25 protein-coding genes are annotated in these 26,401 nt (G+C 73.2%); 13 read left to right on the top strand and 12 right to left on the bottom strand.

Annotation, left to right across the window (positions count from 1 at the left end; genetic code table 11):
• Positions 1 to 337: 337 nt before the first annotated feature.
• From ACZ52R_RS09655 to ACZ52R_RS09630, 6 genes are all read left to right on the top strand, one after another.
• Positions 338 to 1,231, top strand: a complete 894-nt coding sequence (locus tag ACZ52R_RS09655; protein WP_465614951.1) for a class I SAM-dependent methyltransferase — start codon at positions 338 to 340, stop codon at positions 1,229 to 1,231.
• A 57-nt stretch (positions 1,232 to 1,288) separates the two neighbouring features.
• Positions 1,289 to 3,160 carry a flavin-containing monooxygenase gene (locus ACZ52R_RS09650; RefSeq protein ID WP_465753255.1) on the top strand — a complete coding sequence of 624 codons (1,872 nt, stop codon included), beginning with the start codon at positions 1,289 to 1,291 and terminating at the stop codon, positions 3,158 to 3,160.
• 415 nt (positions 3,161 to 3,575) lie between these two features.
• Positions 3,576 to 5,051 carry an FAD-binding protein gene (locus ACZ52R_RS09645; RefSeq protein ID WP_465753254.1) on the top strand — a complete coding sequence of 492 codons (1,476 nt, stop codon included), beginning with the start codon at positions 3,576 to 3,578 and terminating at the stop codon, positions 5,049 to 5,051.
• 34 nt (positions 5,052 to 5,085) lie between these two features.
• Positions 5,086 to 5,556 carry an SRPBCC family protein gene (locus ACZ52R_RS09640; RefSeq protein ID WP_465626758.1) on the top strand — a complete coding sequence of 157 codons (471 nt, stop codon included), beginning with the start codon at positions 5,086 to 5,088 and terminating at the stop codon, positions 5,554 to 5,556.
• A gap of 31 nt (positions 5,557 to 5,587) precedes the next feature.
• Positions 5,588 to 6,484 carry an alpha/beta fold hydrolase gene (locus ACZ52R_RS09635; RefSeq protein ID WP_465753253.1) on the top strand — a complete coding sequence of 299 codons (897 nt, stop codon included), beginning with the start codon at positions 5,588 to 5,590 and terminating at the stop codon, positions 6,482 to 6,484.
• A gap of 6 nt (positions 6,485 to 6,490) precedes the next feature.
• The gene (locus ACZ52R_RS09630; protein ID WP_465626756.1) at positions 6,491 to 7,147 is read left to right on the top strand and encodes a 4'-phosphopantetheinyl transferase family protein; all 657 of its coding nucleotides are present in this window, start codon (positions 6,491 to 6,493) and stop codon (positions 7,145 to 7,147) included.
• Positions 7,148 to 7,250: 103 nt separating this feature from the next.
• Here the strand turns inward: ACZ52R_RS09630 and ACZ52R_RS09625 are convergent, their stop codons facing one another.
• The 3 genes from ACZ52R_RS09625 to ACZ52R_RS09615 form a co-directional block, all read right to left on the bottom strand.
• Positions 7,251 to 8,408, bottom strand: coding sequence for an SGNH/GDSL hydrolase family protein (locus tag ACZ52R_RS09625; RefSeq protein WP_465663644.1), 1,158 nt, complete (start codon positions 8,406 to 8,408; stop codon positions 7,251 to 7,253).
• Between the two features lie 84 nt (positions 8,409 to 8,492).
• Positions 8,493 to 9,071 carry a TetR/AcrR family transcriptional regulator gene (locus ACZ52R_RS09620; RefSeq protein ID WP_360510088.1) on the bottom strand — a complete coding sequence of 193 codons (579 nt, stop codon included), beginning with the start codon at positions 9,069 to 9,071 and terminating at the stop codon, positions 8,493 to 8,495.
• A gap of 123 nt (positions 9,072 to 9,194) precedes the next feature.
• Positions 9,195 to 10,202, bottom strand: a complete 1,008-nt coding sequence (locus ACZ52R_RS09615; RefSeq protein WP_465626753.1) for an AraC family transcriptional regulator — start codon at positions 10,200 to 10,202, stop codon at positions 9,195 to 9,197.
• A 236-nt stretch (positions 10,203 to 10,438) separates the two neighbouring features.
• On the opposite strand from ACZ52R_RS09615, the gene ACZ52R_RS09610 reads away from it, so the two are divergent.
• Positions 10,439 to 10,933: an anthrone oxygenase family protein gene (locus ACZ52R_RS09610; protein ID WP_465626751.1), complete on the top strand. Its 495-nt coding sequence runs from the start codon at positions 10,439 to 10,441 to the stop codon at positions 10,931 to 10,933.
• Between the two features lie 81 nt (positions 10,934 to 11,014).
• Here ACZ52R_RS09610 and ACZ52R_RS09605 read toward each other — a convergent pair whose 3' ends face one another.
• The 3 genes from ACZ52R_RS09605 to ACZ52R_RS09595 all read right to left on the bottom strand — a co-directional run bounded on the left by ACZ52R_RS09605 (position 11,015) and on the right by ACZ52R_RS09595 (position 13,655).
• The gene (locus tag ACZ52R_RS09605; RefSeq protein ID WP_465626750.1) at positions 11,015 to 11,728 is read right to left on the bottom strand and encodes a polysaccharide deacetylase family protein; all 714 of its coding nucleotides are present in this window, start codon (positions 11,726 to 11,728) and stop codon (positions 11,015 to 11,017) included.
• A 287-nt stretch (positions 11,729 to 12,015) separates the two neighbouring features.
• Positions 12,016 to 12,615, bottom strand: coding sequence for an anthrone oxygenase family protein (locus ACZ52R_RS09600; protein ID WP_465626749.1), 600 nt, complete (start codon positions 12,613 to 12,615; stop codon positions 12,016 to 12,018).
• Between the two features lie 203 nt (positions 12,616 to 12,818).
• Positions 12,819 to 13,655: a Rossmann-fold NAD(P)-binding domain-containing protein gene (locus tag ACZ52R_RS09595; protein WP_465753252.1), complete on the bottom strand. Its 837-nt coding sequence runs from the start codon at positions 13,653 to 13,655 to the stop codon at positions 12,819 to 12,821.
• 442 nt (positions 13,656 to 14,097) lie between these two features.
• Here ACZ52R_RS09595 and ACZ52R_RS09590 point away from each other — a divergent pair, with 442 nt between their 5' ends.
• The 3 genes from ACZ52R_RS09590 to ACZ52R_RS09580 all read left to right on the top strand — a co-directional run bounded on the left by ACZ52R_RS09590 (position 14,098) and on the right by ACZ52R_RS09580 (position 18,094).
• Positions 14,098 to 15,450, top strand: coding sequence for a hypothetical protein (locus ACZ52R_RS09590; RefSeq protein ID WP_465621930.1), 1,353 nt, complete (start codon positions 14,098 to 14,100; stop codon positions 15,448 to 15,450).
• Positions 15,451 to 15,584: 134 nt separating this feature from the next.
• A complete protein-coding gene (locus tag ACZ52R_RS09585) occupies positions 15,585 to 16,826 on the top strand; it encodes an AAA family ATPase (protein WP_465621928.1) in 1,242 nt (413 codons plus the stop codon).
• On the top strand, positions 16,823 to 18,094 hold the full coding sequence (locus ACZ52R_RS09580; protein WP_465663637.1) for a vWA domain-containing protein: 1,272 nt from the start codon (positions 16,823 to 16,825) through the stop codon (positions 18,092 to 18,094). Before ACZ52R_RS09585 ends, ACZ52R_RS09580 begins: the two co-directional genes overlap by 4 nt.
• Positions 18,095 to 18,116: 22 nt before the next feature.
• Here ACZ52R_RS09580 and ACZ52R_RS09575 read toward each other — a convergent pair whose 3' ends face one another.
• Positions 18,117 to 19,247, bottom strand: coding sequence for a GlxA family transcriptional regulator (locus ACZ52R_RS09575; RefSeq protein WP_465663636.1), 1,131 nt, complete (start codon positions 19,245 to 19,247; stop codon positions 18,117 to 18,119).
• Between the two features lie 127 nt (positions 19,248 to 19,374).
• Here ACZ52R_RS09575 and ACZ52R_RS09570 point away from each other — a divergent pair, with 127 nt between their 5' ends.
• The 3 genes from ACZ52R_RS09570 (at position 19,375) to ACZ52R_RS09560 (ending at position 21,450) form a co-directional block, all read left to right on the top strand.
• A complete protein-coding gene (locus ACZ52R_RS09570; protein ID WP_360500416.1) occupies positions 19,375 to 20,298 on the top strand; it encodes an NADP-dependent oxidoreductase in 924 nt (307 codons plus the stop codon).
• Positions 20,299 to 20,431: 133 nt separating this feature from the next.
• The gene (locus ACZ52R_RS09565; RefSeq protein ID WP_465663635.1) at positions 20,432 to 21,100 is read left to right on the top strand and encodes an AAA family ATPase; all 669 of its coding nucleotides are present in this window, start codon (positions 20,432 to 20,434) and stop codon (positions 21,098 to 21,100) included.
• Entirely contained in the window at positions 21,097 to 21,450 is a 354-nt protein-coding gene (locus ACZ52R_RS09560) for a nuclear transport factor 2 family protein (protein WP_465663634.1), read from the top strand. Before ACZ52R_RS09565 ends, ACZ52R_RS09560 begins: the two co-directional genes overlap by 4 nt.
• A 51-nt stretch (positions 21,451 to 21,501) precedes the next feature.
• Here ACZ52R_RS09560 and ACZ52R_RS09555 read toward each other — a convergent pair whose 3' ends face one another.
• From ACZ52R_RS09555 to ACZ52R_RS09535, 5 genes are all read right to left on the bottom strand, one after another.
• A complete protein-coding gene (locus ACZ52R_RS09555) occupies positions 21,502 to 22,254 on the bottom strand; it encodes a hypothetical protein (protein ID WP_465621920.1) in 753 nt (250 codons plus the stop codon).
• Entirely contained in the window at positions 22,251 to 23,726 is a 1,476-nt protein-coding gene (locus ACZ52R_RS09550) for a DUF58 domain-containing protein (RefSeq protein ID WP_465663633.1), read from the bottom strand. Before ACZ52R_RS09550 ends, ACZ52R_RS09555 begins: the two co-directional genes overlap by 4 nt.
• On the bottom strand, positions 23,723 to 24,760 hold the full coding sequence (locus ACZ52R_RS09545) for an AAA family ATPase (protein ID WP_465621916.1): 1,038 nt from the start codon (positions 24,758 to 24,760) through the stop codon (positions 23,723 to 23,725). The genes ACZ52R_RS09550 and ACZ52R_RS09545 overlap by 4 nt, the downstream gene beginning before the upstream one ends.
• A 77-nt stretch (positions 24,761 to 24,837) precedes the next feature.
• On the bottom strand, positions 24,838 to 25,380 hold the full coding sequence (locus ACZ52R_RS09540) for a hypothetical protein (RefSeq protein WP_465663632.1): 543 nt from the start codon (positions 25,378 to 25,380) through the stop codon (positions 24,838 to 24,840).
• Positions 25,381 to 25,445: 65 nt separating this feature from the next.
• Entirely contained in the window at positions 25,446 to 26,360 is a 915-nt protein-coding gene (locus ACZ52R_RS09535; protein ID WP_465753251.1) for a DUF4129 domain-containing protein, read from the bottom strand.
• Positions 26,361 to 26,401 lie beyond the last annotated feature (41 nt).

The following is a 26,401-nucleotide window of genomic DNA, read 5'->3' as shown; positions in this document are numbered from 1 at the left end:
GCCGGCTCGGCAGAGCACAGCCACGCACACCCCACCCGGCACCACCGGGCAAGCGCGCCGCACCGGCAGGCCACGCGGGAAGCACCAACAACCCGCACAAGCAGGCCGGCTCGGCAGAGCACAGCCACGCACACCCCACCCGGCACCACCGGGCAAGCGCGCCGCACCGGCAGGCCACGCGGGAAGCACCAACAACCCGCGCTAGCAGACCGGTTCAGCACACACGGCCACGCGCACGCCGCCTTGTGCGGGCAGCGCCTACGGCCCGCACGGCGCCGCCGGCGCCCGGACCCGAATTCCCCTGTATCCGCCACCACCACTCGAGGGGCCCCATCCCATGACCACCGTCGAAGCCCGCTCCATCAACCCCGACGTCGAGGCCATCCGCCACCACTACGAAGTCCCCAACGAGCTGTACCGGCTCATCCTGGGCCCGACCATGATGTACTCCGGCGGCTACTGGGAAGACGGCGAAGACCTCGTCGCCGTCCTGGACGAAGCCCAGGAACGCAAGCTCGACGCCTTCACCGACCTCGCCCGCGCCGCCCACAGCACCAAGGTCCTCGACATCGGCTGCGGCTGGGGCACCATGCTCAACCGCCTCACCACCGTCCACGGCGTCCACCGCGCCGTAGGCGTCACCCTCTCCCGCACCCAGGCCGACTTCGTCCACGCCCTGGGCAACCCCGCCATCGAAGCCCGCGTGGAAAGCTGGGAAGACCACCGCCTCACCCCAGGCGAGGAAGCCTACGACGCCGCGTTCTGCATCAACGCCCTCGAACACTTCGTGCTCTCCTCCCTCACCCCCAAGGAACGCACCCAGCGCTACCGCGTCTTCTTCAAGCAGATCCACTCCCTCCTCAAGCCCGGCGCCCGCTTCGTCCTGCACACCATGACCGTCGAGAACCCGCCCCTGCGCCGCCAGCTCCTCGACGACCTCAAATTCCTCCAGCGCGAAGAATTCGAAGGCTGCCACATCCCCCGCCTGCCCGAACTCGCCTCCGGCCTCGACGGCCTCTTCGAAGTCACCGAGATCCGCAACGAACCCGAATCCTTCGCCCGCGCCTGCCGCGCCTGGCTCCAACTCCTCGCCGCCCGCCGCGACGAAGCCGTCACCATGACCGACGAAACCACCGTCGCCCGCTTCGAACGCTACCTCGACATCTTCGCCTACACCCTCGAAGACCACATCTTCAACAACTTCCGCGTCACCCTCACCCGCCGCCCCTGACCCACCCAGGCCACCCAGAACCAACCACCGGCCACCCCAGAACAGGACACCCACACCATGACCACCACCCCCGACCGCACCACCCCCACCACACCCCACACCCACACCACGGCCCCCACCGCCCCCGCGGCGGGGGCCACCCCCCACCCCCACACCACCACCACCGCCACCGCAGCCGCCGGCACGGCCACGGCCCCGGCCGCCACACCCACCACGGCCACCACAGCCCCGGCCACCACAGCCGCCACCACGACCACGGCCCCGGCCACCACCGCCACCACCGCCGCCACCGCCGCCGCCACCGCCGCCGCCACCGCCGCCACCGCCACCGCCGGCGCGGCCACCACCACCCCGGCCGCCACCCCCGCCGACGCCCCCACGCCCGCCACCACCACCCACACCACCGACCGCCCCGCCGTACGCCACCTCAAAGTCGCCGTCATCGGCGCCGGCATCTCCGGCCTCGGCACCGCCATCGGCCTCCTACGCGCCGGCGAAAACGACTTCCTCGTCTTCGAACGCGCCGACGACCTCGGCGGCACCTGGCGCGACAACACCTACCCCGGCTGCGCCTGCGACGTCCAAGCCCACCTCTACTCCTACTCCTTCGCCCGCAACCCCGAATGGAAATCCACCTTCGCCACCCAAGCCGAAGTCCACGCCTACCTCAAAGACTGCGCCCACCGCTACGGCGTCCAACCCCACCTACGCTACGGCCACGAACTCCTCGAAGCCCGCTGGAACGACACCCACCACCACTGGAACCTCCACACCACCCACGGCCACTACACCGCCCAAATCCTCGTCACCGGCACCGGCTACCTCTCCGACCCCGCCCTACCCGACATCCCCGGCCTCGACACCTTCACCGGCACCGTCTTCCACTCCTCCCAATGGCGCCACGACCACGACCTCACCGGCCGCAACATCGCCGTCATCGGCACCGGCGCCTCCGCCATCCAATTCGTCCCCGAAATCCAACCCCACGTCGCCCGCCTCGACCTCTACCAACGCACACCCCCCTGGATCGCCGCCAAACCCGACAAACCCAACACCCCCCGCCACACCTGGATGCTCCGCCACCTCCCCGGCTACCAACACTTCCGCCGCACCTTCAACAAAAACGGCCGCGAAATCATCGCCTTCTTCATGTCCCGCCCCTCCCGCACCACCGGCATGAAAAACATGGCCGCCGGCCACCTCAAAAAATCCGTCCCCGACCCCACCCTCCGCAAACGCCTCACCCCCGACTACACCGTCGGCTGCAAACGCCTCCTCTTCTCCAACACCTGGTACCCCGCCATCCAACAACCCAACGTCAACATCATCTCCGACACCATCACCCACATCGGCCCCACCCACATCACCACCACCAACGGAACCCAACACCACATCGACACCATCATCCTCGCCACCGGCTTCACCGCCACCAACCGCCCCATCGCCCACCGCATCCACGGCCGCAACGGCACCACCCTCGCCCACACCTGGAACACCCACGGCATGACCGCCCACCGCGGCACCACCATCCACGGCTACCCCAACCTCTTCATGATCCTCGGCCCCAACACCACCCTCGGCCACTCCTCCCAAACCGTCATCATCGAAGCCCAAATCACCTACATCCTCAACGCCCTCAAAACCCTCAACACCCACCACCTCACCACCCTCGAACCCCACCAACAAGCCCAAACCACCTACAACCACACCCTCCAAACCCGCCTCAAAAACACCGTCTGGAACACCGGCGGCTGCCACAGCTGGTACACCGACACCCACCACAACAACCCCTCCATCTGGCCCACCTACACCTGGCGCTTCACCCACCAAACCCGCCACCTCGACCTCACCAACTACCAAACCACCACCCACACCAACCACACCACCACACCCAAACCCACCAAACCCCACACCCCCAACAACACCTGACACCCAGCCACACCCCACACCCCACAGCCCCCACAGGACCCCGGCCACACCCAGCCAGAGCCCCCCGGACCGCCAGAAACAAGCAGCACCCCGCACCAGCCACCGGCGACGGCACCCCCACCAACCCGGCACGGCACCAGCACGGCCCGCCGCCCAACCACCCCCACCCGGGCGGCAGGCCAACCCCACCAAGCCGGAAGCCAAACCCCCCAACCGGCCCGCACCACCCGAGCACCGCCGGGCACCGCCCGCCACGACCCGGCCGCGGCCCGGCCCGCCAAGGCCGTCGGTGCGGGCCCGCCACCCGCACCCCCCGCCCCCCACATACCGGCCTTGCCCGCGCCGCCTGCCCCGGCCGGCCTTGTTCTGCCGTGTTCTGTCTTGTTCACGCGACCCGCTGGGAGACCCGCCCGATATGAACCGCCCGCACCCTTCCAGGCGCGCCCTGCTCACCGGAGCCGCCGCCACCGTCATCGGCTACAACACCATCACCCGCTCCTGGGCCACCACCGCCGACGGACCCACCAGCGGACACCTGATCCCCGCTCCCGCCCTCCAGGGCACCCTCACCACCAACCCCGCCACCACAGCCGCTTTCGCCAAGGACTTCGGGCGCCTCACCGCCGCCACCCCCTACGCCGTCCTCAACCCGGCCGGCGCCCAGGACATCGCCACCGTCATCAACTTCGCCCGCCGCAACAACCTCAAAGTCGCCATGAACGGCCAGAGCGGCACCGGCAACGACCTCGAATCACACTCCAACTACGGCCAAGCGGGCGTCGCCGGCGGCATCAGCATCAACGCCCGCGCCCTCAACCGCATTCACAGCATCACCCCCACCAACGCCACCGTCGACGCCGGCGTCACCTGGGCCCAACTCACCGACGCGGCCCTCGCCCACGGCCTCACACCCCCCTGCCTCACCGACTACCTCCACCTCTCCATCGGCGGCACCATCAGCGTCGGCGGCATCGGCTCCACCGTCCACAAATACGGCCTCCAAGCCGACACCGTCGAGGCCATCGAGATCGTCACCGGCAACGGCCGCATCCTCACCGCCACCCCCACCCACAACACCGACGTCTTCCACACCGCCCTCGCCGGCGCCGGCCAAATCGGCATCATCACCCGGGCCACCGTCAAACTCGTCCCCGCCCCCGAACGCGCCCTCGTCCTCACCCTCCACTACAACGACCTCACCACCTACCTCGCCGACCAACAGACCCTCCTCGACGGCCGCTTCCCCTCCCAAACCGGCGAAATCCTCATCCAGCCCGACGGCCAACCCCCCCTCTACAAGATCGAAGCCGTCGCCCACTACAACGGCACCACACCCCCCAACCCCACCCCCCTCCTCACCGGTCTCAACCCCACCCACACCGCCACCACCGACACCACCTACCGCGACTACACCTACCGCGCCGACACCTTCGCCGACACCATCAAGAACCTCGGCTACTGGAACGCCCCCAAGCCCTGGCTCTCCCTCTTCCTCCCCGCCTCCCAAACCCACACCTTCCTCACCGAAACCCTTCCCCAACTCACCCCCGACGACATCGGCCAGGGCCTCCTCCTCTGCTACCCCTTCCCCACCAACAAGCTCACTCATCCCTACGCCATCACCCCCAACGAACCCATTGCCTATCTTTTCGACCTCCTCACCTTCCCCCACCCCGACACCGACCCCCAACCCGCCCTCAGCCGCAACCGCCGCCTCTACGACCGCGCCACCCAACTCGGCGCAAAGCGCTACCCCGTCGGCGCCGTCCCCCACATGACCCCCACCGACTGGCAAACCCACTACGGCCCCCGCTGGAGCACCCTCACCGCCGCCAAGAACCACCACGACCCCACACACACCCTCACCCCCGGCCAAAACATCTTCCCCTAACAACAAAACACCCACCCCCCGAAAGGAAACCCCCATGCACGCCATCCACCACACCGACCAAACCCTCCTCCCCCACCCGCCCCAAACCGTCTGGAACGCCATCCTCGACGAACTCAACGGCAAAACCACCTGGTGGCACCCCCACAACACCCACCAACCCGGCCCCACACCCCCTCACACCACCGGCGGCACCACTCACATCACCGTCCACCCCACCGGCGTCGGAAACCCCGGCCCCAAACTCCGCTTCACCAGCACCACCACCCACATCGCCCCCCACCACACCCTCACCCAGACCCACACGGGCCACTTCCACGGGACCACCACCTACACCCTCACCCCCCAGCACAACAACACTCACACCCAACTCACGATCACCTTCTCCGCCACCCCCCACCACTGGCCCAAACTCCTCCACAAACTCACCAACCTCACCATCAAGCACACCGCCGCCACCCAAGACGCCCTCACCAACCTCCACCACCACCTCACCAACGACGAATAAACAAACAACCCATCAAAAACCGGAGGACCTCATGCAGACCGCCGTCGGAATCCCTGCCCTGCCGGCCGATTACGCCGTCACGGCCACCGATCACGCCGCGACCACGGACGACTTCGCGCGCCTTGCCATCACGGTCCACCAGCCCGAGACGCCCGACCCGACGCGGCCGCTGGTCGTTCTCGTCCACGGGTGGGCCGCCTCCCGGACCGTCTGGCACAGCACGGCTCACCAACTGGCTGCCGCCGGGCACACCGTGGCCACGTATGACCAGCGTGGGCATGCCTCGTCGACGGTCGGGCGGGAGCCGATCAGCATCGAGCGGCTCGGGCGGGACCTGGGCACCGTCGTGGGGACGCTGACGACGGCGGAGCGGCCGGTCGTGGTGGTAGGGCACTCGGGTGGCGGTTATGCGGCGCTTGCTTGGGCGGCTGGGCTTCCGGTCTCGCGCACGGCTGGTGCGGGCGGGCGGCTTGCCGGGCTGGTGCTCGTGTCGACCGCTTCGCACGGGCAGGACACTCCGGCGAGCGAGGTGAAGATGATGGGGTCCCAGCTGTTCAGTCGTGCGCTTCGGACGCCGTGGCTGGGGCGCAGGTTGCTCGGTCAGACGCATGGACCGCGTGCCACCCTGGAGGCCCGTGAGGCCAACCGGCGGCTTTTCGCCAGTACCTTGCCGCAGACGCGTGCCGCCTGCTTCGCCTCCACGCAGCAGATGGACCAGCGGGCCGGGCTGGCCGGGATCACGGCGCCCACCGTGGTGATCACCGGCACCGAGGACAAGGTCGTCAAGCCGGCCTTCAGCCGGGAGCTCGTTGCCGCGCTCCCGCAGGCGACGCTGCACAAGGTTGTCGGAGTCGGGCACATGCTGCCGTTGGAGACTCCTCAGCACATCGCCCACCACGTCCACCAGCTGGTCCTGGCCGGCCGCTGACCCGCCGTGACCGCCACCACCGCTCCCGCCGGCGTCCTGGGCTCGCTGTTGCCGCCGCACGTCCGGTGCGCCGAAGCGTTCGGCGCCCTGGACGCGGGCCGTCTCCACCCTGCGGAGGCGGCCTACATCCGGGATCGTTCCCCGCGCCGCCGACACCAGTTCACGACGGCCCGCACGCTCGCCCGCCGGGCGCTGGCCGAGTTGGGCCATCCGTCGGCACCTCTGCTGCCCGGGCCCGGGGGTGCGCCGCAGTGGCCGTCGGGTGCCGTGGGGAGCATCACCCACACCGACGGCTACACGGCCTGTGCGGTCACCAGTACCGGTCGGCACGTCTCGCTCGGGATCGACGCCGAGCCTGTCCGTCCGCTCCCGCGCGGGGTCCTGGATCTCGTCAGCACCGAGGGCGAGCGGCGGCGGCTCGCCGTGCTGCCGGTGGGCGCGGTCCCTTGGGACACTGTTCTCTTCAGCGCCAAGGAGGCCGTCTACAAGGCTGTCCACCCGCTGACCCGCACGTGGACGGCTCTTGCCGCGATCACCGTCGCGGTCCGACCCGACGGCACGTTCACCGCCCGGCATCCTCACCGTCCCGGTGTCGGCATCGGCCGGTGGGGCGCCCACGGGGGGATCCTCATCACGGCGTTCGCTCTTCCGCCGTCGAGTTGAGTACGGCTACCCGTGTCGTCGGCGGGCCCGCTCCGCTGCTGCTGGTGAGCCTGGCCGCGCTGGTGTTCACCAGCGCGGCCTGGCCAGGGCGGGTCACGGCGGGTCACGGCGCCAGTGGGCCACCCGGGGTGAGGGCCAGCCGGGTGAAGCGTTCGGCGATGAGGCGGTGGGCTTCCGGGGAGGGGTGGACGCCGTCGGGGAGCGGGTGGGTGTCGTGTTCGGGCCGGCCGTAGAGGGCGAGTCCGTCCAGGTGGTACAGGGCGGAGTCGCCGTCGGCCCGGCGTTCGGCGACGATGCGGGCCAGGTGCTCGCGGATGACGGTGAGGGTGAGGCGGCCTGCGGCGCGTTCGGCCGGGTCGCCGGTGGCCCGGAAGCGGAGGGTGCCGCTGCTGAAGTCGGGGGCGAGCGGGCCGGGGGTGTCTTCGTGGATCGGGCAGAGCAGCGGGGAGACGACGAGCAGCGGCGTGGTCGGGTGGCCCTCGCGGATGGTGTCCAGGAAGCCGTGGACGGCCGGGGTGAGGGCGCGCAGCCGCATCGCGTCGGTGTTCACGAGGTTGATGCCGAGCTTGAGGCTGATCAGGTCGGCGGGGGTGTCGCGGATCGTGCGCGCGGTGAAGGGGTCGAGCAGGGCGCCGCCGCCGAAGCCGAGGTTGACCAGGTCCAGTTCCGCACGGTTGGCCACGAGGGCGGGCCAAGTGCCGCTCGGGTGGGCGGCGTTGGAGCCGTGGCTGATCGAACTGCCGTGGTGGACCCAGCGCTTGCGCGCACCGGGCGGGACGGCCTCCAGTGGGGCGTCCGTCTCGAGGGCGATCAGCTCGGTGGTCTCGGTGTGCGGGAGCCAGAGTTCGACGGTCTTGTCCCGCGCGGGCAGGCCGGTGAACCGGGCGCTGCCGGCGGGGCCTTCGGTGAGTTCGAAGCGGCCGGTGGTGAGGTCGACGGTGCGCAGGTTGCCGCTGGGGACGGTGGCCTGGGCGGTGAGGGCGCCGTCGACGAGGAGGTCGTAGACGCCGTCGGGCACGTGGGGGACGCCGGGGTAGGCGCGTTTGGTGGGGACGGCGTGCAGGGTGATCGCGGTGGCGCGGGTGCGGAAGGCGAGGCGGACGCCGGAGGGCTGGGACTCGGCCATCGCGAGCTGCTCGTCGGGTATCTGCCGGCGGGCGCGGGCCGGTAGGCGGTGCGGCAGCAGGCCGCGGCGGGTCCGCTCGACGTCCAGGTGGCCGTGGAGGAGGTCTTCGGTGACGGGGGTGGTGATCGTGGTCATGGCGCTTCTTCGGGTCGTCGTACGGGCGGAGTGCGCGCAGGCGCCGGGCGGGCGGTGCGTGCGCGGCGCGCGCCGTACGGGGGTTCAGGTGGTGGTGCGGGCGCCGCCCTGCCGGAGCAGGGTGTCGAGGGAGTCGATGATCCAGTCCCAGGACTGCCGGGCGTCGACGGCGGTGTGGCTGAAGCCGCCGGCCGCCTCGAGGCTGATGTAGCCGTGGAAGACGCTGCCGAGCATGCGGACCGCGTGGGTCTGCTCGGGCTCGGTGAGGTCGTAGCCGCGCAGGATCGCCCTGGTCATCTGGGCGTGCCGGACGCCCGCACTGGCGGCGGCGGTCTCGGCGTCCAGGCGCAGGCGGGTGGCGTCGTAGCGGCCGGGGTGGCGGGCGGCGTAGTCGCGGTAGGCGTCCGCGAAGGCGCCGAGCGCGTCGCGGCCCGCGCGGCCGGCCAGGGCGTCGGCGACGAGGTCGGCGAGTTCCTCGAGGGCGTGCAGGGCGATCCGGGTCTTGAGGTCCTGGGAGCTCTTGACGTGGGAGTACAGGCTGGCGGTCTGGACGCCGAAGCGCCTGGCCACCGCGGCGACGGTCACCTGCTCGAATCCGACCTCGTCGGCGAGTTCGGCGCCCGCGACGACCACGCGTTCGACGGTCAGTCCTGCCCGTGCCATGTGTGCTTCCTCCCGTACTGACGGTCGCGCCGCTCGCACCGGTGCGCTACAGACAGTATGGGATTACCTAAATGGCTTAGGCAAATGGGATCACCGTTGAGGCGAAGGCCTCGCTCCTTCGGCTCAACCCGCCAGGATCACCGTCTCCGCCGGACCCGAGAAACCCGCCGGCTGCGCCGGGGTCCCGGTCGCGGCGAGGCGGCGGTGCTCCTGCGGGCTGACGCCGCGCACCCGCTTGAAGGCCGCCGAGAGGGCGAAGGCGTTGCTGTAGCCGACCTTGCGGGCGGCAAAGGCGACGGTGCACTCGGGCTCGCGCAGCAGATCGGCGGCGACGGCCAGCCGCCAGCCCGCGAGGTACGCCATCGGGGGCTCGCCGACCAGGGCGGTGAAGCGGCGGGCCAGGCCGGCCCGGGAGACCCCGACCCGCTGGGCCAGCTCCGCGACCGTCCAGGCGGTGGCCGGGTCGTCGTGCATCATCCGCAGCACCGGGCCGACCACCGCGTCGTGCTGGGCGCGGTACCAGGCGGGGGCGCCCGAGTCGGGGGCGGCGAGCCAGGAGCGCAGGACGGAGACCACGAGCAGGTCGAGGATCCGGTCCAGGACCAGCTCCTGGCCGGGCTCGTTGCGCCCTATCTCGGCGGCCAGCAGGTGCACCAGGGTGTCGTCGGCGCCGGTGCCGGCCGGTCGGACCAGCAGGGCGGGCAGGCAGCCCAGCAGACGCTGGCCGATCTCGTGCTCGGCCTGGTAGGTGCCGGAGAGGACCACCGAAGAGGCCCGGTCGCCCTCGCGGCCCTGCCCCCAGGTCCGGACGCCGAGCGACATCACCTCGGAGACGTCCACCCCGCCCTTGGTGCAGACCTGGCCCGGACCGACGATCACGTCCACCGGCGTGTCCGGGTCGTCCGCCACGGTGTACGGCTCCGGGCCGCGCACGATCGCCACGTCCCCGGGGTGCAGCAGCAGCGGGGTGCCGCGCTCGGGCAGGATCCAAGCCTCACCGCGGACCATCGTCACCACCGAGAGCGGGGCCCGGTCCTCGATCCGCAGCGACCACGGCGGGGTCAGGATCGACCGCAGCAGGAACGCGCCGCGGGCCTTGGGGCCGTCGAGGAGTCCCGTCAGAGTGTCCATGCCGTCAAGTGTAGACGCAGGGACATTATTTGACGTCCCATCATTTGAGGGACTCTTGAGTGAACGAGGTGGCCCGGGCGCCGCAAATGCCGGATGATCTGCCCCACGGGGGTAGGACCGACACGCGGCGCCAGCGATGCCGCGATACAGCAGCACAGCAATACAGCAGCACAGCGATAGAGCGACACCGACAGCGAGAAGCAGCGAAAACTGCGAGAAGTGAGGGGCTCACGACGATGGAAACGGCACGCACACTCGTCCTGGTGGCGGCCACTGTCACCTGTGGACTGACCGCCGGACTGTTCTACGCCTTCGCGTGCTCGGTCATGCCCGCGCTGGCGCGGGTCGAGGACCGGACCTTCATCGAGGTCATGCAGCGCGTCAACGTGGCGATCCTGAACGGCTGGTTCGTCCTCGGCTTCGTCGGCGCCCTCCTGACCACAGCGGCTGCGGTCGCCCTCCACCTGCCGTCGGACGGCCACGACGTGCTGCCGGCGACCATCGCCGCGCTCGTGCTGTACGTCGCGATGATCGGGGTCACCCGTTCGATCAACATCCCCCTGAACGACGAACTCGCCGCCGCCGGAACGCCGCAGCGGATCGCCGACCCGGCCGGCGTGCGCGGCCGCTTCGAGGCCCGCTGGGTGCGCTTCAACGTGCTGCGCGCCCTGCTCTCCACGGCCGCCCTCGGCTGCCTCGCCTGGGCACTGGTGCTCAACGGGCAGAGCTGACCCCGGCCTTCGGCGGAACCGACACCCGCTCTGCCGACACCCGCTTAGCCAACCGATTTGCCGACGCCACCCTGGGCGGCCTCAGCCGCACAGGGTGGCGAAGCCGTAGCCGCGCGCCTTGAGGGTCGAAATGATCGCCGGCAGCGCGGCCACCGTCTGGCTGCGGTCACCGCCGCCGTCGTGCAGCAGGATCACCGCCCCCGGGCGGACGTTGTTCAGCACCCGCGAGCGGATGGCCTCCGTGCCCGGCCGGGACCAGTCCGTCGGGTCCACCGACCAGAGCACGACCTGCTTGCCGAGCGCCGCCGCGCGCGAGCGCACCGCGGCGTTGACCGCACCGTACGGCGGGCGCAGGCAGGTCGGGGTGCGGCCGGTCTGGGCGCGGATCGCCCGGTCCGTACTGCTCACCTGGGAGTTGAGCGCGGAGCCGGAGAGCCGGCGCAGGTCCGGGTGCGACCAGGAGTGGTTCTGCACGCTGTGGCCCTGCCGTGCGACCTGCGCGGTGAGCGAGGGGTGGGCGGAAACGTTCTGCCCGATCTCGAAGAAGGTCGCGCGCACCCCGTAGCGGGCGAGCGTCGCGAGGACCTTGGGCGTGTAGGCGGGGCTCGGGCCGTCGTCGAAGGTGAGGTAGACGACCTTGCCGCCCGTGCCGGCCGTGGCGCCCGTGCCGCCGGCCGCCTCCGCCGGTGCGGCGGGCAACGTGACCGCGGCTCCCGCCGCCAAGGCGACGGCGAGCGCGCCGATCGCGGTCCGGAAACGTCCAACTGTCCTGCGCCTCGCGGGTCGTACGGACATGCCTGCCCCCTGCGGTCGGAACTCCGGTGCCACCGGCCAGTCTGCGCCGACGGCGGGCCCGCCGCGACCCGCCGGGTGACGGAACCGGGTGAAATCGGCCAGCCGCGCGACGGGGTGACCGGGCACGCCGTAGCCCGGCACGCCTTGACGGGAGACGCCTTGACGGGACACGCCTTGGCACGGCACGCCTTGACCGAGACACGCCGTGGCCGAACGCGCCGAAGCGCCCCCGACGGGATCCGCCGGGGGCGCCGATCGCGGTGCGGTGCGGTGCGGGGCTGCTTGGTTCAGCGCCCGGAGCGTCCGTGCAGCACCAGGGAGCGGGTCAGCGCGAGCAGGCCGCCCGCGCACAGCGCCGTGCGAAGCATGTTGACCGGCACCCAGGTGTCGGCGAACTTGGCCCGCACGGCCGCGAGGTCCTGGATCTGGGACGGGTCACCGGCCGCCGCCAGCTGGTTGTTGAGCGGGATGTTGACGCCCATCGTCACCAGCAGCGCCACCACGTACAGCACCGTCGCCGCCGCCGCCCACAGCGCCGCCTGCCGACGACCCGCCTTGTGCTGCAGCCACGCGGCCAGACCCGTCGCCGCGAACGCCCCGACGAACACCAGGCCGAACATGCCGTTCTCGATGGACTTGTTGATGTGCTGCATCGCCGTCACATACGTCCGGTCATCACCCGCCGCCAGACCGGGCATCACCGACACGTCGAAGGCGAAGAACAGCCCCGCCATCAACCCCATCGCGACGGTGGCACCCACCAACAGCGGCCCGGCGGCCTTGCTGCGCGTGCCGGGCACGACCGGGGCCGAGCCGTCCGGCGCGAGGCCGGTGAAGGACTGTGGAGCGGTGGAGGAAGCAGGAGTCGCAGTCTGGTTGGAACGCATAGGTGATCCTTCGGTTCTCCCCGGTCCCCGCCCAGCGCGGGGACCCTCCCGGTACCCGGCGGGCACCGGCCTCCTCACCCCTCCCGGCGCAGCCGGGACAGACGGTCAGGGGGCCTACTCCACCCGGCACCGAAGATCTACTGAACTGCCGTACGAACGGCAGGTGTTGCTTTCCGGGTCCGTCAGCTCGGTCGTCCGGCTGGTCACGCGTTCCACACGCCCGAGGCGGCAGCCTCACGGGCGTAGTCCGCGAAGTCCCGCGGCTCACGACCCAACGCCCGCCGCACCCCGTCACCCAACGACGCGTTGCGACCGTCCAGGATCACCGCGAACAACTCCGCGAAGTCCGCCGGCAACCCCGCCTCCGCCAACACCCCCCGGTACGCCTCCTCCGACACCGCCGCGAACCGCACCTCACGACCCACCACCCGCGACAACTCCACCGCCACATCCCCGAACGACAGCAACCGCGGCCCCGTCACCTCGTACACCTCACCCCCGTGACCCGCCTCCGTCAGCGCCGCCACCGCCACGTCCGCGATGTCCTCCACATCCACGAACGGCTCCACCGCACCACCCACCGGCAACGCCAACTCCCCCGCCAGCACCGGCTCCAGGAAGAACGACTCACTGAAGTTCTGGTCGAACCACGCGCACCGCACCACCGTCCACGCCGCCCCCGACTCCATCACCGCCTTCTCCCCCGCCTCCGCCGCCTCCTCACCACGCCCCGACAACAACACCAACCGACCCACACCCCGCGCCGCCGCCAACCGCGAGAACGCCCCCACCGCCTCCACCGCACCCGGAAACGCCAGATCCGGGTAATACGTCAGATACGCCGCACTCACACCCACCAACGACGCCTCCCACGTACCCCGGTCGTTCCAGTCGAACGGCACCGCACCCGACCGCGAACCCACCCGCACCTCATAGCCCCGCGCCGCCAACCGATCCGCCACCCGCCGACCCGTCTTCCCGGTACCACCCACGACAAGCACCACACCGGCATCCACCGCAAGATCCACCACACCAGCCATCACGATCACCCTCGCTCGAAGTAGAAGCCAGTCGGACCGGTCGGACGCGCTCGGGATCCTGTGCCCCCTTCGCGTCCGTCCTTGTGTCCACCAGTCAAGGTCACTCCGGGCCGGCGAACCATAGCCTCCGCACTCAGCTCCATGCGCGAGCGTCTACACCGCCGACACGCCCTCGCGCTGCCCCGCCCGACCCCGGACCTGCCGAGGCCGCGCCTTCTCCGTCCACCACCAGAACACACCCAAGCCGTCACGAACCACCCGTCTTGACCGGGGTTCCACCGGCTCTTGAGCGCCCCGGCGACACCCTGCGGCGGCCGGAGACGCCCGGCGGCGGGCGCGCGAAACGGTGTGGCGGGCGGGCGACTGCGAGCGCTATGCTCCCGGCGATGACCACTCACGCTGATCTCAGAATGGGGGTCCCGTCCGCGAAGAGTGAGTGCTGATGCTCACTTCCACCGCGAACGGGAACGACTCCCGCCTCTCCTTCTGGCGGCGCGTACGCGAGTACGCCGTGCCGCCCTCCATGATCGAGACCGCCTCCGCCCGCCGTCTGGCCGGCGACTGGGCCGGTGCCTGTGCCGCCGCCAACGTCGAGGTCGACTTCCGCCTCGGGGACGTCGCACGCACCCACGGCCGGGCGCTCGCCGACCGCGTACGCGCCGATCTCCGCTGCCTCGCACCGGACTTGCTGCGCTGGCACCTACCGAGAACCGCACCCGACGGGCTGCTGCGGCCCGGCCTCACCATGCCCCTGGCCCGGTACCCGGGCGAGCGACCGGTGTCCCTGGTGGTCCGCACGCCGCCCGCCTGGGCGGAGTACGGCCAGCGGATCGCCCTCGCGCTCTGGGACGGGTCCGGCGGCGGTGACGGACGGTCGCCGCACCCGCATCCCCATCCCAGCCGCCGGTTCCGCTACGACCTGCACCGGCACCTCTGGGACGCCGGGCGCAGCGGGGAACTGGCCGTACGCTTCGACACCGGTGCGCCAACCACCCTATCTGATACGGATGTTGACGACCTGGTGCAACGCCGCGCCGTCGACCGGTGGGCCGCCGAGGCCGCACTGCTGCTGCGTGCCGACGGACGCCCCGACGGGCCCGTCGTCGTGCGGCTCCGACGTCGGCGGCTGCTCCTCGGGCCGGACGGGTGCGTGACGGACGCCACCGGGGACGTCTCGGGGCTGCCCCTGCTGCCCGACGCCGCGACCTGGGTGCCGCCCGACGTCGACCTGCTCGGCAGTGGGGCGATCGAGCCGGACCGGCTGCACCCGTTGGTGGCCGCCGCGTTGGCGCCCGGGCACCGGCCCCGGACGGACCAGCCGGCGGCACCACCGTCGCCCCAACGGCTGGTGGACTGTCGGGGGGAGCAGCACCGGATCGGTCTGGTCGACGGGGCGCTCGCCCCGCTCGACCACGATCCGGCCGAGCTGCGCCGGGAGGAGCTGCTGGCCGCCCTGTCCGGCACCCCGCTGCCCTGCCTGCGCGCGGTCGACCTGGCGCACCGCCGTCCGCACGAACTGGCCGGTGTCCGCGAGCGGTTGGACCACGGCGACACCGCCGGGGCGCTCGCCGTCGTCGAAGGCCTGCTCGGCCCGGAGGCGGTGCTGCGCGACGGCCCGCTGCGGGACGAGTTGGAGGCGGCCGCGCAGCGGCGGATCGCGTACGGCCTCTACCGGGCGGGCCTGACCACCGCAGGACCCTGCGAGTTCCCCTTCCGCCCGGGCCCGCCCACGCACCGCACGCACACAGTCCCGCGCCCGCGCACGAACCGCCCGCGCCTCGCCACCTCGCGCTGACGCCCGCCCCGGCGCCGGACGCCGGACGCGGCCCCCAAACGCCGCACGCCGCACGCCGCACGCCGCACGCCGAAAACCCTTCCGTACCACACTTCTTGAGGTGATCACCCATGCCCATGCCCATCCCCGTGCCCATGACTCTGCCCACGCCCGCGCCCGAAGCCACCCGCCTCGACGTCGCCCGCCGACTGCTCGACCTCCTCGGCGACACCACCACCGAACCCCGCGCCGATACCCAGCTGGAGGCCCTCACCCTGGCCGTCGCCGCCGACCTGCCCGTCCTGCTCTGGGGCGAGCCCGGCATCGGCAAGACCGCCGCGCTCAACCAGCTCGCCGAGACGCTGGAGCTGCCGCTGACCACGGTGATCGCCAGCGTCCACGAGCCCTCCGACTTCTCCGGGCTGCCCATCGTCGGCGACGACCCGGCGCAGCAGGGCGTGCCGATGGCCCCGCCGGACTGGGCGGTGCGGCTGGTGCGGGCCGGGCGCGGACTGCTGTTCCTGGACGAGTTGTCCACCGCGCCGCCCGCCGTCCAGGCGGCGCTGCTCCGCGTGGTCCTGGAGCGTCGCATCGGCACGCTCCGACTGCCGCCCGGCGTAAGGATCGTGGCCGCCGCCAACCCGCGCGCTTCGGCGGCCGACGGCTGGGAGCTGAGCCCGCCGCTGGCCAACCGCTTCGTCCACCTGCAGTGGGTGCACGATCACGAGGTGGTGGTGCGCGGCCTCGGCGGCGTCTGGCCGGTGGCCACCCTGCCCCGCCTCGACCCGCAGGCGCTGCCGGAGGCCGTCGCCCTCGCCCGGCGCGCGGTGTGCGGGCTGCTGACCGCCCGCCCGGAACTGGTGCACCGCATTCCCACCACCGAGACCCGGCGTGGCGGCGCCTGGCCGTCCCCGCGCAGCTGGGACATGACGCTGCGGCTGATCGCCTTCGCGACCGCCGCCGGCTCCTCCCGCGAGGTGCTGTCGCTGCTGGTGCGCGGCACCGTCGGTGACGGCCCGGGGCTGGAGCTGATGGCGAGCATGGACCGGATGGACCTGCCCGATCCCGAGGACCTGCTCGCCGACCCGGCGGGCGCGGAACTGCCCGACCGCGGGGACCTGCGCCAGGCGGTGCTGGACGGGGTGGTCGCGGCGGTACGCAACCGGCCGGACCGTCAACGCTGGGACGCGGCCTGGGCGCTGCTGGTCCGCGCGCTGGACACCGGCGCCCCGGACCTGCTGGTCGTCCCGGCCACCACGCTGGCCTCGCTGCGCCGGGAGGACTGGGACGTGCCGGAGTCGATCGAGCGGCTCGCCCCGGCACTCGCCCTCTCCCGCCGGGCCGACCGCGCCGCGGCCCGGGTGGCCGACCGGGTGGCGGCGAGGGCGGGCCGATGAGCACCGCTCTCCCGCCGGCCACCGAAAAGGCGGCCACCAACAAGGCGGCCACGGGAAAGCCGGCCGCCGAAAAGCTGTACGCCGCCCGGCTGCAGGCCGCCCGGGCCCGGCCGTACCTGGCGTCCGCGCTGTTCGCACTGCACCTGGTGGAGTCGCGGCAGGTGCCGACCATGGCCGTGGACCGGTACTGGCGCTGCTACGCCTCGCCGGTCTTCGTCGACCGCACTCCGGTGGAGGAACTCGCCGGCGTCTGGGTCCACGAGGTCTCGCACCTGCTGCGCGACCACCACGGGCGCGGCGACCGGATCGCCCGCGAACTCGGCCTGGAGGGCCCGGCCGCGCAGCTGCGGACCAACATCGCCGCCGACTGCGAGATCAACGACGACGTGTACGGCGACGGGCTGGTCCGGCCGGCCGGCGCGCTCCTGCCCGGCCGGCTGCTGCTGCCGGAGGGGCTGCTGATGGAGGAGTACCTGCGCAGCTACCGGTTCCACCCGCGCGACCTGGACGCGGCCTGGCTGGACTGCGGCAGCGGCGCCGACGGCACCGACCGGCCCTGGGAACTGGGCCCCGACGGCGCCCACGGGCTGACCGAGCAGGAACGCGACGCCGTCCGCTTCCGGGTCGCCGAGGGGATCCGGGGCCGCCCCGGAAGCGCCCCGGCGGGCTGGCGGCGCTGGGCCGAGGAGGCCTTCCACCCGCCGCAGCCGTGGCGGCAACTGCTGGGCGCGGCGATGCGCTCGGCGGTCTCCGGGCCCGGCGCGGGCGAGGACTACAGCTACGGCCGCCCCGCCCGCCGCTCGGCCGGGGTGCCGGGCGTGCTCCTGCCGAGCCTGCGGCGGCGGCCGCCCCGGGTCGCGGTGATCATCGACACTTCCGGGTCGGTCTCGGACGACGAGCTGGGCAGTGCGCTGCTGGAGGTCGCGGCGATCGCCCGCGCGGTCGGCGGGCGCCGGGACCAGGTCCGCGTGGTCCCCTGCGACGCGGCCGCCCGGGCCGTCCACTCCCTGTGCCGGACGGCGGGGATCCCGCTCCTCGGCGGCGGCGGCACGGACCTGCGCACCGGTTTCCACGCCACCCTGCGCTCCACCCCTCGGCCGGACGTCATCGTGGTCCTGACCGACGGCCAGACCCCCTGGCCGTCCACCGCCCCGCCCTGTCGCACCGTCGTCGGGCTCTTCCCCCGCTCCGGCCACTACGACGAGAACGACCCGGACTACCGCCCGGACACCCCGCCGGAGTGGGCCCGGGTGGTCACCATCGGGTGAGGGTGGCCGGGAGCCCACGGGATCAGCCGGCAGGGACAGGGGCAGCAGCGACGGAGGCGGGGGCGGCAGCGACGGGGCCGGCGGCGGGCACGGCGGAGGGCTCGTGGGGGCTGAAGGTGCGGCGGTAGGCGGCAGGGGACACCCCGAAGGCCGTCCTCATGTGCGCGCGCAGGGAGTTCGCGGAGCCGAAGCCGGCCCGGTGGGCGACCAGGTCGATCGGCAGGTCGGTGGACTCCAGCAACTGCTTGGCCATGTCGAGGCGTTGTGCGGTGAGCCACTGCACCGGGGTCATACCGGCCTCGTCGCGGAAGCGCCGGGTGAAGGAGCGCAGGCTCATCCGGGCGTGCTCGGCGAGCCGGGTGAGGGGCAGCGGCTCGCCGAGGTGTTCGAGGGCCCAGGCGCGGGTGGCGGTGGTGCTGGCGACGGTGGGTTCGGGGACGGGACGGTCGATGTACTGGGCCTGTCCGCCGTCCCGCCAGGGCGGCACGACGCACATCCGGGCGGTCCGGTTGGCGACCGCGGCGCCGTGGTCGCGGCGGATCACGTGCAGGCACAGGTCGACGCCGGCCGCCACGCCCGCGGAGGTGAGCACATCGCCGTCGTCGACGAAGAGGACCTCCTCGTCGACCTTGACCGTCGGGTACGCCTGGCGGAACTCCGGGGCCAGGTTCCAGTGCGTGGTGGCCGGCCGGCCGTCGAGCAGCCCGGCCGCGGCGAGCACGTAGGAGCCGGAGCAGATCGACACCAGCCGGGTACCGGGCCGGATGCCGGCGATGGCCGCGCCGACCTCGGGGGGCAGCGGGCCGCCGCGGCCCAGCTCGGGCATGGCGTGCGTGGGCGGGATGATCACGGTGTCCGCCGCGACCAGCGCCTCGGGGCCGGCGGCCGGTTGCACGATGAATCCGGCGTCGCTGAGGACCGGGGCGCCGTCGGCGGTGCACACCACGATGTCGTAGAGCGGGCGGCCCTCGGCATCCACCGCGCTGCCGAAGACCCGGGAGGGGATCCCGAGCTCGAAGGGCGGGACGCCGGGCAGGGCGAGCACGGCGATCCGGTGCAGCCGGGGCGGCGCCCCCGCCGTCCGCTCCCGGTCGTCCGCACTCCCCGCGGTGGGATTCGCCCGCACCGCCTGGTTCGTCTGCGCCGCACCCATGGCCAGATCCTGTCACATAGTGGCCGGACGGCCAACACCGCACCGGACCGGCATGCCGGATCGTGGACTGCGTCGCCGGGCAATCCCGGCGGCGTACGAAACGCAACGAAGAACGAGGCAGGTCAGCATGCGAGCGGTGGTCGTGGAGCAGTGGGGCGGGCCCGAGAACCTGGTCGAGCGCGAGATCGAGCGCCCCGAGCCGGGACTGAACGAGGTCCTGGTGCGCGTGCACGCGGCCGGCGTGAACCCGGTGGACTGGAAGACCCGGGCTGGCGGCGCCCTCATCGCATGGGGCGACGTACCCGCGGTCGGCTGGGACGTGTCCGGCACGGTCGAGGCCGTCGGGCCGGGCGTCGGCGTGTTCCGCCCCGGCGACGAGGTCTTCGGGATGCCGCTGTTCCCGCGCCAGGCGGGCGGTTACGCCGAGTACGTGGTGGCCCCGGCCCGCCACCTCGCCCCCAAGCCGGCGTCGCTGACCCACGTGGAGGCCGCGGCACTGCCCCTGGCCGCGCTGACCGCCTGGCAGGCCCTGGTGGACACGGCGGACGTACGCCCCGGGGAGCGGGTGCTGGTGCACGCGGCGGCCGGCGGGGTCGGCCACTTCGCGGTGCAGATCGCCAAGGCCCGCGGCGCGTACGTCATCGGCACCGCCAGCGCCGGCAAGCACGACCTGGTACGGGAACTGGGCGCGGACGAGGTGGTCGACTACCGGGCCGTGCGGTTCGAGGACGCCGTGTCCGACATCGACGTGGTGCTGGACGGGCTCGGCGGCGAAACGGCGGAGCGCTCGCTGAAGGTGCTCCGGCCCGGCGGCCGGCTGATCACCCTGCCCGGGCCGGACGACGTGCCCGCCGCCCCGGACGGAGTGCGGGCCCTGTGGGTCCTCGTCGAGCCGGACCACCTGGGCCTGCGCGAGATCGCCGCCCTGGTGGAGCGGGGCGCACTGCGGCCCGTCGTGGAGACCGTCCTGCCGCTGTCGCAGGCCGCGAAGGCGCACGAACTCGGCGAGCAGGGCCGCACCACCGGCAAGATCGTCCTGACGGTCGCCTGACCCGGACGTCGGCTGCCGGGCCGCCCTCTGCCGGAAACCGGGCCGTCGGGTACGAAACCGGGGGCGAGCACGCGAAGGGGCCGCGGGCGACCTCGGCGGTGTGGCGAGGTCGCGCCGCGGGCACGGTCCCGGCATGACAGGCAGCGCGGAGACCGTGTTGATCGTGGTGCGCGGCCCGAGCGGCGCCGGGAAGTCCAGCATCGCCGCACGGCTGCGCGCCGCCTACGGGCGGGGCATCGCCGTCGTCGCCCAGGACGTGCTGCGCCGCACCGTGCTGCGCGAGCGGGACGTGCCCGGCGGCGCCAACATCGGGCTGATCGACGTGGTAGCGCGGCACGCCCTCGACCACGGCTTCCACGTCGTCGTCGAAGGCATCCTCGACGCCGAACGCTACGGACGGATGCTGACCCGGCTCGCCGCCGACCACCAAGGGCGCAGCCACCTCTACTACCTCGACGTCGACTTCGCCGAGACCGTACGCCGGCACGCCACCCGCCCCGCAGGCCGCCGAGTTCTCCCCCGAGGACATGGCCGTCTGGTACCGGCCCCACGACCTCCTCCCCCACGGCATCGAGCACGTCATCAGCCGGCACAGCACCCTGGAGGCCGGCGTCGAACGGATCCTCACCGACACCGGCCTCACCCCACCCGGCTGGGCACCCCGCCTCTGAGCGTGGGCTCGCCCCGGACGTCGGCTGCCGGGCCGCCCGAGGCGCGGCCCGGCATGCCGGAAGCCGAGCGGGGGCCCGGGTGCGGCAGCCTGGTTTCGAGGACGATCCGTCGAGCCATGGAGATCGAATGAACGACAACCCGGCACACGGCAGCCCCGCAAGCGTCGTCGAGGCGGCCTTCCGCTGCTACCGGTCGCAGGACCGGGACGCGGCCCTGCCCCTGTACGCCGAGGACTTCACGTTCACCAGCCCGCAGGACGACCACATCGACAAGGCCGCGTTCTTCCGGCGGTGCTTCCCCACCGCGGACCGTTTCCAGGAGCAGCGGCTCCTGCGCATCACACCCGCCGACGAGGAACTCGTCTTCGCCTACTACGAGTACGAGCTCGCCACGGGCGGCCGGTACCGCAACGTCGAGGCGATCACGGTACGGGACGGCCTGATCCGGGAGGTGCAGGTCTTCTTCGGCGGCAAAGCGTAGGCGGGTGACCGAGGACACCCGCTCCTACAGCGGCCGGCCCTCGCCCTCCGATCAGTGCCGACGCCCGGGGCGGCGCCGGCCGGCGGGCTCGCGGGGACGGACCGGGCCACCGCCGCCCGGCTGGTGGTCCGCCGGAGTCGGGGGCGGCGCCGGCTGGCGCAGGGCCAGGCCCACGCCGACGGCGGCCGTGGCCAGGCCCAGCACGGCGAGGGGGCGGGACCACTCGCCCGCTCCGGTGGGGGCGAAGGCCGGCGGCAGGACCAGCAACGAGGCGGTGAGAGCGGCGGCTGCGCCGGCGGGGCGGATGCCCGGGCGCCGGGGGCCGAGCGCGTCGAGCAGCAGCAGGTGGCCGGCGAGCAGCACGGTCACTGCGAGCGCCCGCCACCACGTCGGCTCGCCGAGGGCGGCGAGCAGGACGGATCCGGCGGCGAGGAGGGTGGTGCGGGTGGCGGACAGACGCGCGGGCCAGCTCGTCGGGGCCGGGCTCTCCGGTGCGGGGACGGCGGCCCAGAGGGCGCCGGCGGCGACCGGCAGGAGGCAGACCGGCCCGGCCAGGTCGGTGAGCGTACCGGTTCCGGTGCCCGCCGCGGCGAGGGCGAGGGCGGTGCCGGTGCCGCGCAGGGCGGCGCGTTCCAGGCGCGCGGCCCAGCCGGTGTGGCGGGCCGTTCGGGCGGGGCGGGCCGGCTCGGCAACCGTGCGGACCGGTGGCCTCGGCTTCGTGGCACGCGTCGGGCCGGGCTTCGGACGGGACGCCCCCGCGCTCGTCGTACTCGTCCTTGTATTCGTACTTGCCGGGCCGGTCATCGGGCGGCTCCCACGATCCGGCGGCGCAGCAGGGGCGCGAGGGCGAGGTCCAGGGTCTGGCCGGGTGTGTGGCGGACCACCGGGATGCCGCGGCCGCGCAGGGTGGCGCGCATCGCCTCGCGTTCCGCGCGCCACAGGCGCAGCGCGAGGGCGTCGGTCTCGTCGTCGGGGCGGGCCGCCGGCTCCCCGGCCGGGATCTCCACCACGACGAGCGGGTTGCCGCGTTCGCGGACCCGGCCGAGGACGTCGAGGACACGCTGGTCGGCGAGCGGGGTGAAGGCGTAGACGAGGGCGTGGCCGGGCAGGGCCGCGAGCGGCAGGGGCGGGAGGGGGCCGCGCGGGGGGCGGTCCTGGCGGACCTCCAGCACACTCTCCACGATGCGGTAGAGCTGCCGGTCCCCGGTGGCGGCGGTGAGCAGGCGCAGGCGCCCGCCGACCGCGACGAGGCCGATCCGGTCGTGCCGGCGCAGGTAGGCGCGGGTCAGGCCGGTTGCGGCGCGCACGGTTTCGTCCAGGCTGCGCAGCCCGGTGGCGGCGTCGATGTAGTCGGCGAGCGTGTCCAGCAGGACGACCGCGTCGGCGGCGCGTTCGGCGGCGAACTGGTTGATCTGGACGGCGTCGCGGCGGGTCGTGGACGGCCAGTGGATCCGTCGCTGCCGTTCGCCGGGGACGTGCGGGCGGACGCCGATGACCTCGATGCCGGTGCCCTCGTGGGCGGTGGTGTGCTCGCCGATGCGTTCGGGCAGGCGGACCGGGATCGGGGTGAGGAGGGCGGCCTCGGGGACGGGGAAGACATCGACGGTGCCGAGGTCGGTGCGGATGGTGCGACGGGTCAGGCCGCGGGCGTCGGGAACGTCGAGGTCGACGACGCCCAGGTGTCGGCGGCCCCAGGTGTCGGCGCGCAGGACGAGGTCGACGCCGGTCGGGGTGACGGTCAGCGCGTCCAGGGCGAGGCCGGGGCCGAGCGTCACGACGGGCTCGGGCGGGCCGATCCGGCCGTCGTGGTGCACGGTGACGTGTACGGTGACGGGCTCACCTTCGAAGCAGCGCCGCGGCCGGGTGGTGCTCTCGGCGGAAAGCCGGGTGGGGCGGCTGCGGCCGGGGGCCGCCAGCGCGAGCAGGACGGCCGGGAACGCCGCCGGGGCGAGCAGCCAGGCGTGGCCGGTGACCAGGGCGGCGACGGCCGCGACGGTGGCCACCGTGAGCAGGCGCAGGGTCTGGTCGGCGGGCCGCCAGTGCGGTGACGGTGGATTGTCGGGCAGCCCGGCGGCGGTGGCACGGGTGCTGCGGGCGACCGCGAATGCCCTGGCGCGGCGGGCGAGCCGGTCCGTGCCGTCGGTGGCCGGGGTCTGCTCGGTCACCGGGGTCTGCCCTGTGGCCGGGGTCTGCCCTGTGGCACGCTCGGCCGAGCCGGCGGACGGGGCCTGCCCGGCGGACGGCTCGGCCGGGCCGGTGTTCGGTGCGCGGTTCACCGTGTCTCCGCGCGGGGCAGCGTCTGGGGTGCCGGGACGGAGGCGACCAGCCGCGCCAGCACGTCGTCCGCCTCGATCTGGCGTACCCACAGTTCCGGCCTGAGCGTGATGCGGTGGGCCAGGGCCGGCCCGGCGAGCGCCTTGACGTCCTCGGGGGTCAGGTAGTCACGGCCCTCCAGCATGGCGTGGGCGCGGGCGAGTTGGATCAGCGCCAGGCCTCCTCGGGGCGAGGCGCCCACCTGGATCTGCTGGTCGTTGCGGGTGGCGTCGACGAGGGCGATGACGTACTCGACCAGGTCGTCGTCGACCTCGACGCGTTCCACCGCGGCCCGCAGGGCGAGCAGTTCCGCCGGACCGGCCACGGTCTCAAGAACCGGCTCGGGGGTCGCCCGGTCGATTCTGGCGCGCAGCATCGCGGCCTCCGTTGCGGTGGGGAGGTAGCCCATGCGCACGCGTAGCAGGAAGCGGTCGAGCTGGGCCTCGGGCAGCGCGTACGTGCCCTCGTACTCGATCGGGTTGGCGGTGGCGATGACGAGGAAGGGGTCCGGGAGGCGGCGGGTGGTGCCGTCGACGGAGACCTGGCCCTCGGCCATCGCTTCCAGGAGGGCTGCCTGGGTCTTGGGTGGGGTCCGGTTGATCTCGTCGGCCAGCAGCAGCTGGGTGAACAGCGGGCCGGGCCGGAACACCATCTCGCCCGTGTTGCGCTCGTAGAAGGGCGCACCGGTGACGTCCGAGGGCAGCAGGTCGGGGGTGAACTGGATCCGGCGGAAGTCCAGGCCGAGGGTGGTCGCGAACGAGCGGGCCAGCAGGGTCTTCCCGAGTCCGGGCAGGTCCTCGATCAGGACGTGCCCGCCGGCGAGGGCGCCGAGCATGACCAGGCGCAGGGCCGCGGGCTTGCCGACCACGGCCCGTTCGATCTCCCGGAGCACCGCGCGGGCCCGCTCGCCGGCCTGCTGCGGGGTCAGCGGCGGTGGGGTTGCGGGGGCGACGGCGGGGTGCGCGGGGCCGTGGAGGCTGGTGGAAAGGTCGGTCATGACGCTCCTGCAGAAACGATTCGGACGGTGGTGGGAGACCTGGCATGCCCCGGAACGCCGGGTCACAGCGCGAGGGGTCACAGGGAGTCGAGCCGGTCGACGAGCTCGCGCAGAACCGCCGCCGGGAAGGCCTCGGCCGGGGCGGGCGCCAACGGGTCGATCCACGGCCACAGCCGGGGCCCGAGGAGTTCGGCCACCCGGTCGCGGTCGGCCGACAGGTCCAGGCCGTGGACCTCCGCGAGTCGTACCGTGTACAGCCGTCGGAGCCGGAAGCGCAGCGGCGCGGCGTCGCCCTGGGGATCGAGGCCCTGACGGACCGTCCAGCGCCAGTCGCCGAGGCCGGGCTCGTACGCCTCCATCTGTCGCGGCCGGCTACGCGGGGAGCGGGTCCCGGCTCCGGCTCCGGCCACCCGGCGGGCGACGAGCAGACCGGTCACGGTCAGCAGCACCGCGCCGGCCCCTGCCCCGGGCCCGCCGCCGACCAGGGCGAACAGGATCTCGGCGAGGACTGCGGGCGCGGCCAGCTCGATCAGGCTGTGGCGCACCGAGCCCGGCCGGGCGAGCTCGCGGTCCGGTCCGTGCACGGCCCCGGCCACGGACCGGTCGACGGATCCATCCACGGACCGGTCGGAAGATCGCTCGACGGACCCGGCCACGGACCCGTCGCGCCGGGGCGCGGCGCTGCTCATCGGTGCTCCCCTACGGTGTGGGCGTCCGCGGCCGCCGCGGGTTCGGCGCTCGCAAGCCGGGCTGCGATGGTGTCCAGGGCCGTACGGGCGCGGCGCACCTGGCTGTCGTCCATCGGGTGCGTCGAGTACCGGGCCTCGCGGAACAGCGCGGTGAGCTCCCGCACCCCGGTGGCGTCGATCCGCTCGTCGGACAGGGCTCGGCGCAGCAGTTCCGTCGGGCTCTCCCACGCGTGTCGGGGCAGACCGGAGACGGCCAGCGAGCCCTCCATCGCCGCGTAGCAGGCGATCACCGCCGCTCGGGCGTCCGCTCCCGTGAGGGCCCTGCGGCCGGAGTCGACGGCCTCGGCGAGAGCGGCCTCGGGCCCGGCGGGGGCGGCCGCAACGGGCAGCACCTCGGGCGTCTCCCGGCGGCGGCCCCGCAATCGGCGAAGCCGGAACGCGACGGCGACGCCGAGGACGACCACGGCTGCTCCCGCCAGGACGGCCAGGGCCGTGAACAGCACCCCGAGCCCTGCGCCGCCGGCCGACACGAGCGGTAGCGGCGGGGCCGAGGGGACGGCATCGGGGGTCAGAGTGGGCATCTGCCGCGGCGGGTGCGGCAGTTCGGACGGCCCGGAGGCGGCCCGGCTGCGCAGGACCAGCAGCAGGACCGGCACCACGGCGGCGGCCAGTGGCAGCAGGACCACGGCCGCCTCCCGCAGGCGCTCGGCCCGGGGTGTCGGCCCGTCGAGGTGGCGGACCTCCTCGCGGAAGCGCACCGCGAACCTGCCGACCAGCCCGGCCCAGCCGAGCCCGATCAGCACCACGAACCCGAGGCCGGTCACCGGCCCGGTCGCCGCCGTGCCCAGGGGCCCGCCCTCGGGCCGCAGCTCCGCCGCGGCGATCAGCAGCCCGACGACGACCAGCAGCACGCCCGCCGGCCGTCCGAACCGCCCGCGCGTACGCGACGGCG

This window comes from Kitasatospora sp. NPDC034023 (assembly GCF_055575795.1).
The sequence above is the reverse complement of the archived record's forward strand: the minus strand, read 5'-3'. Positions and strand labels throughout refer to the sequence as shown.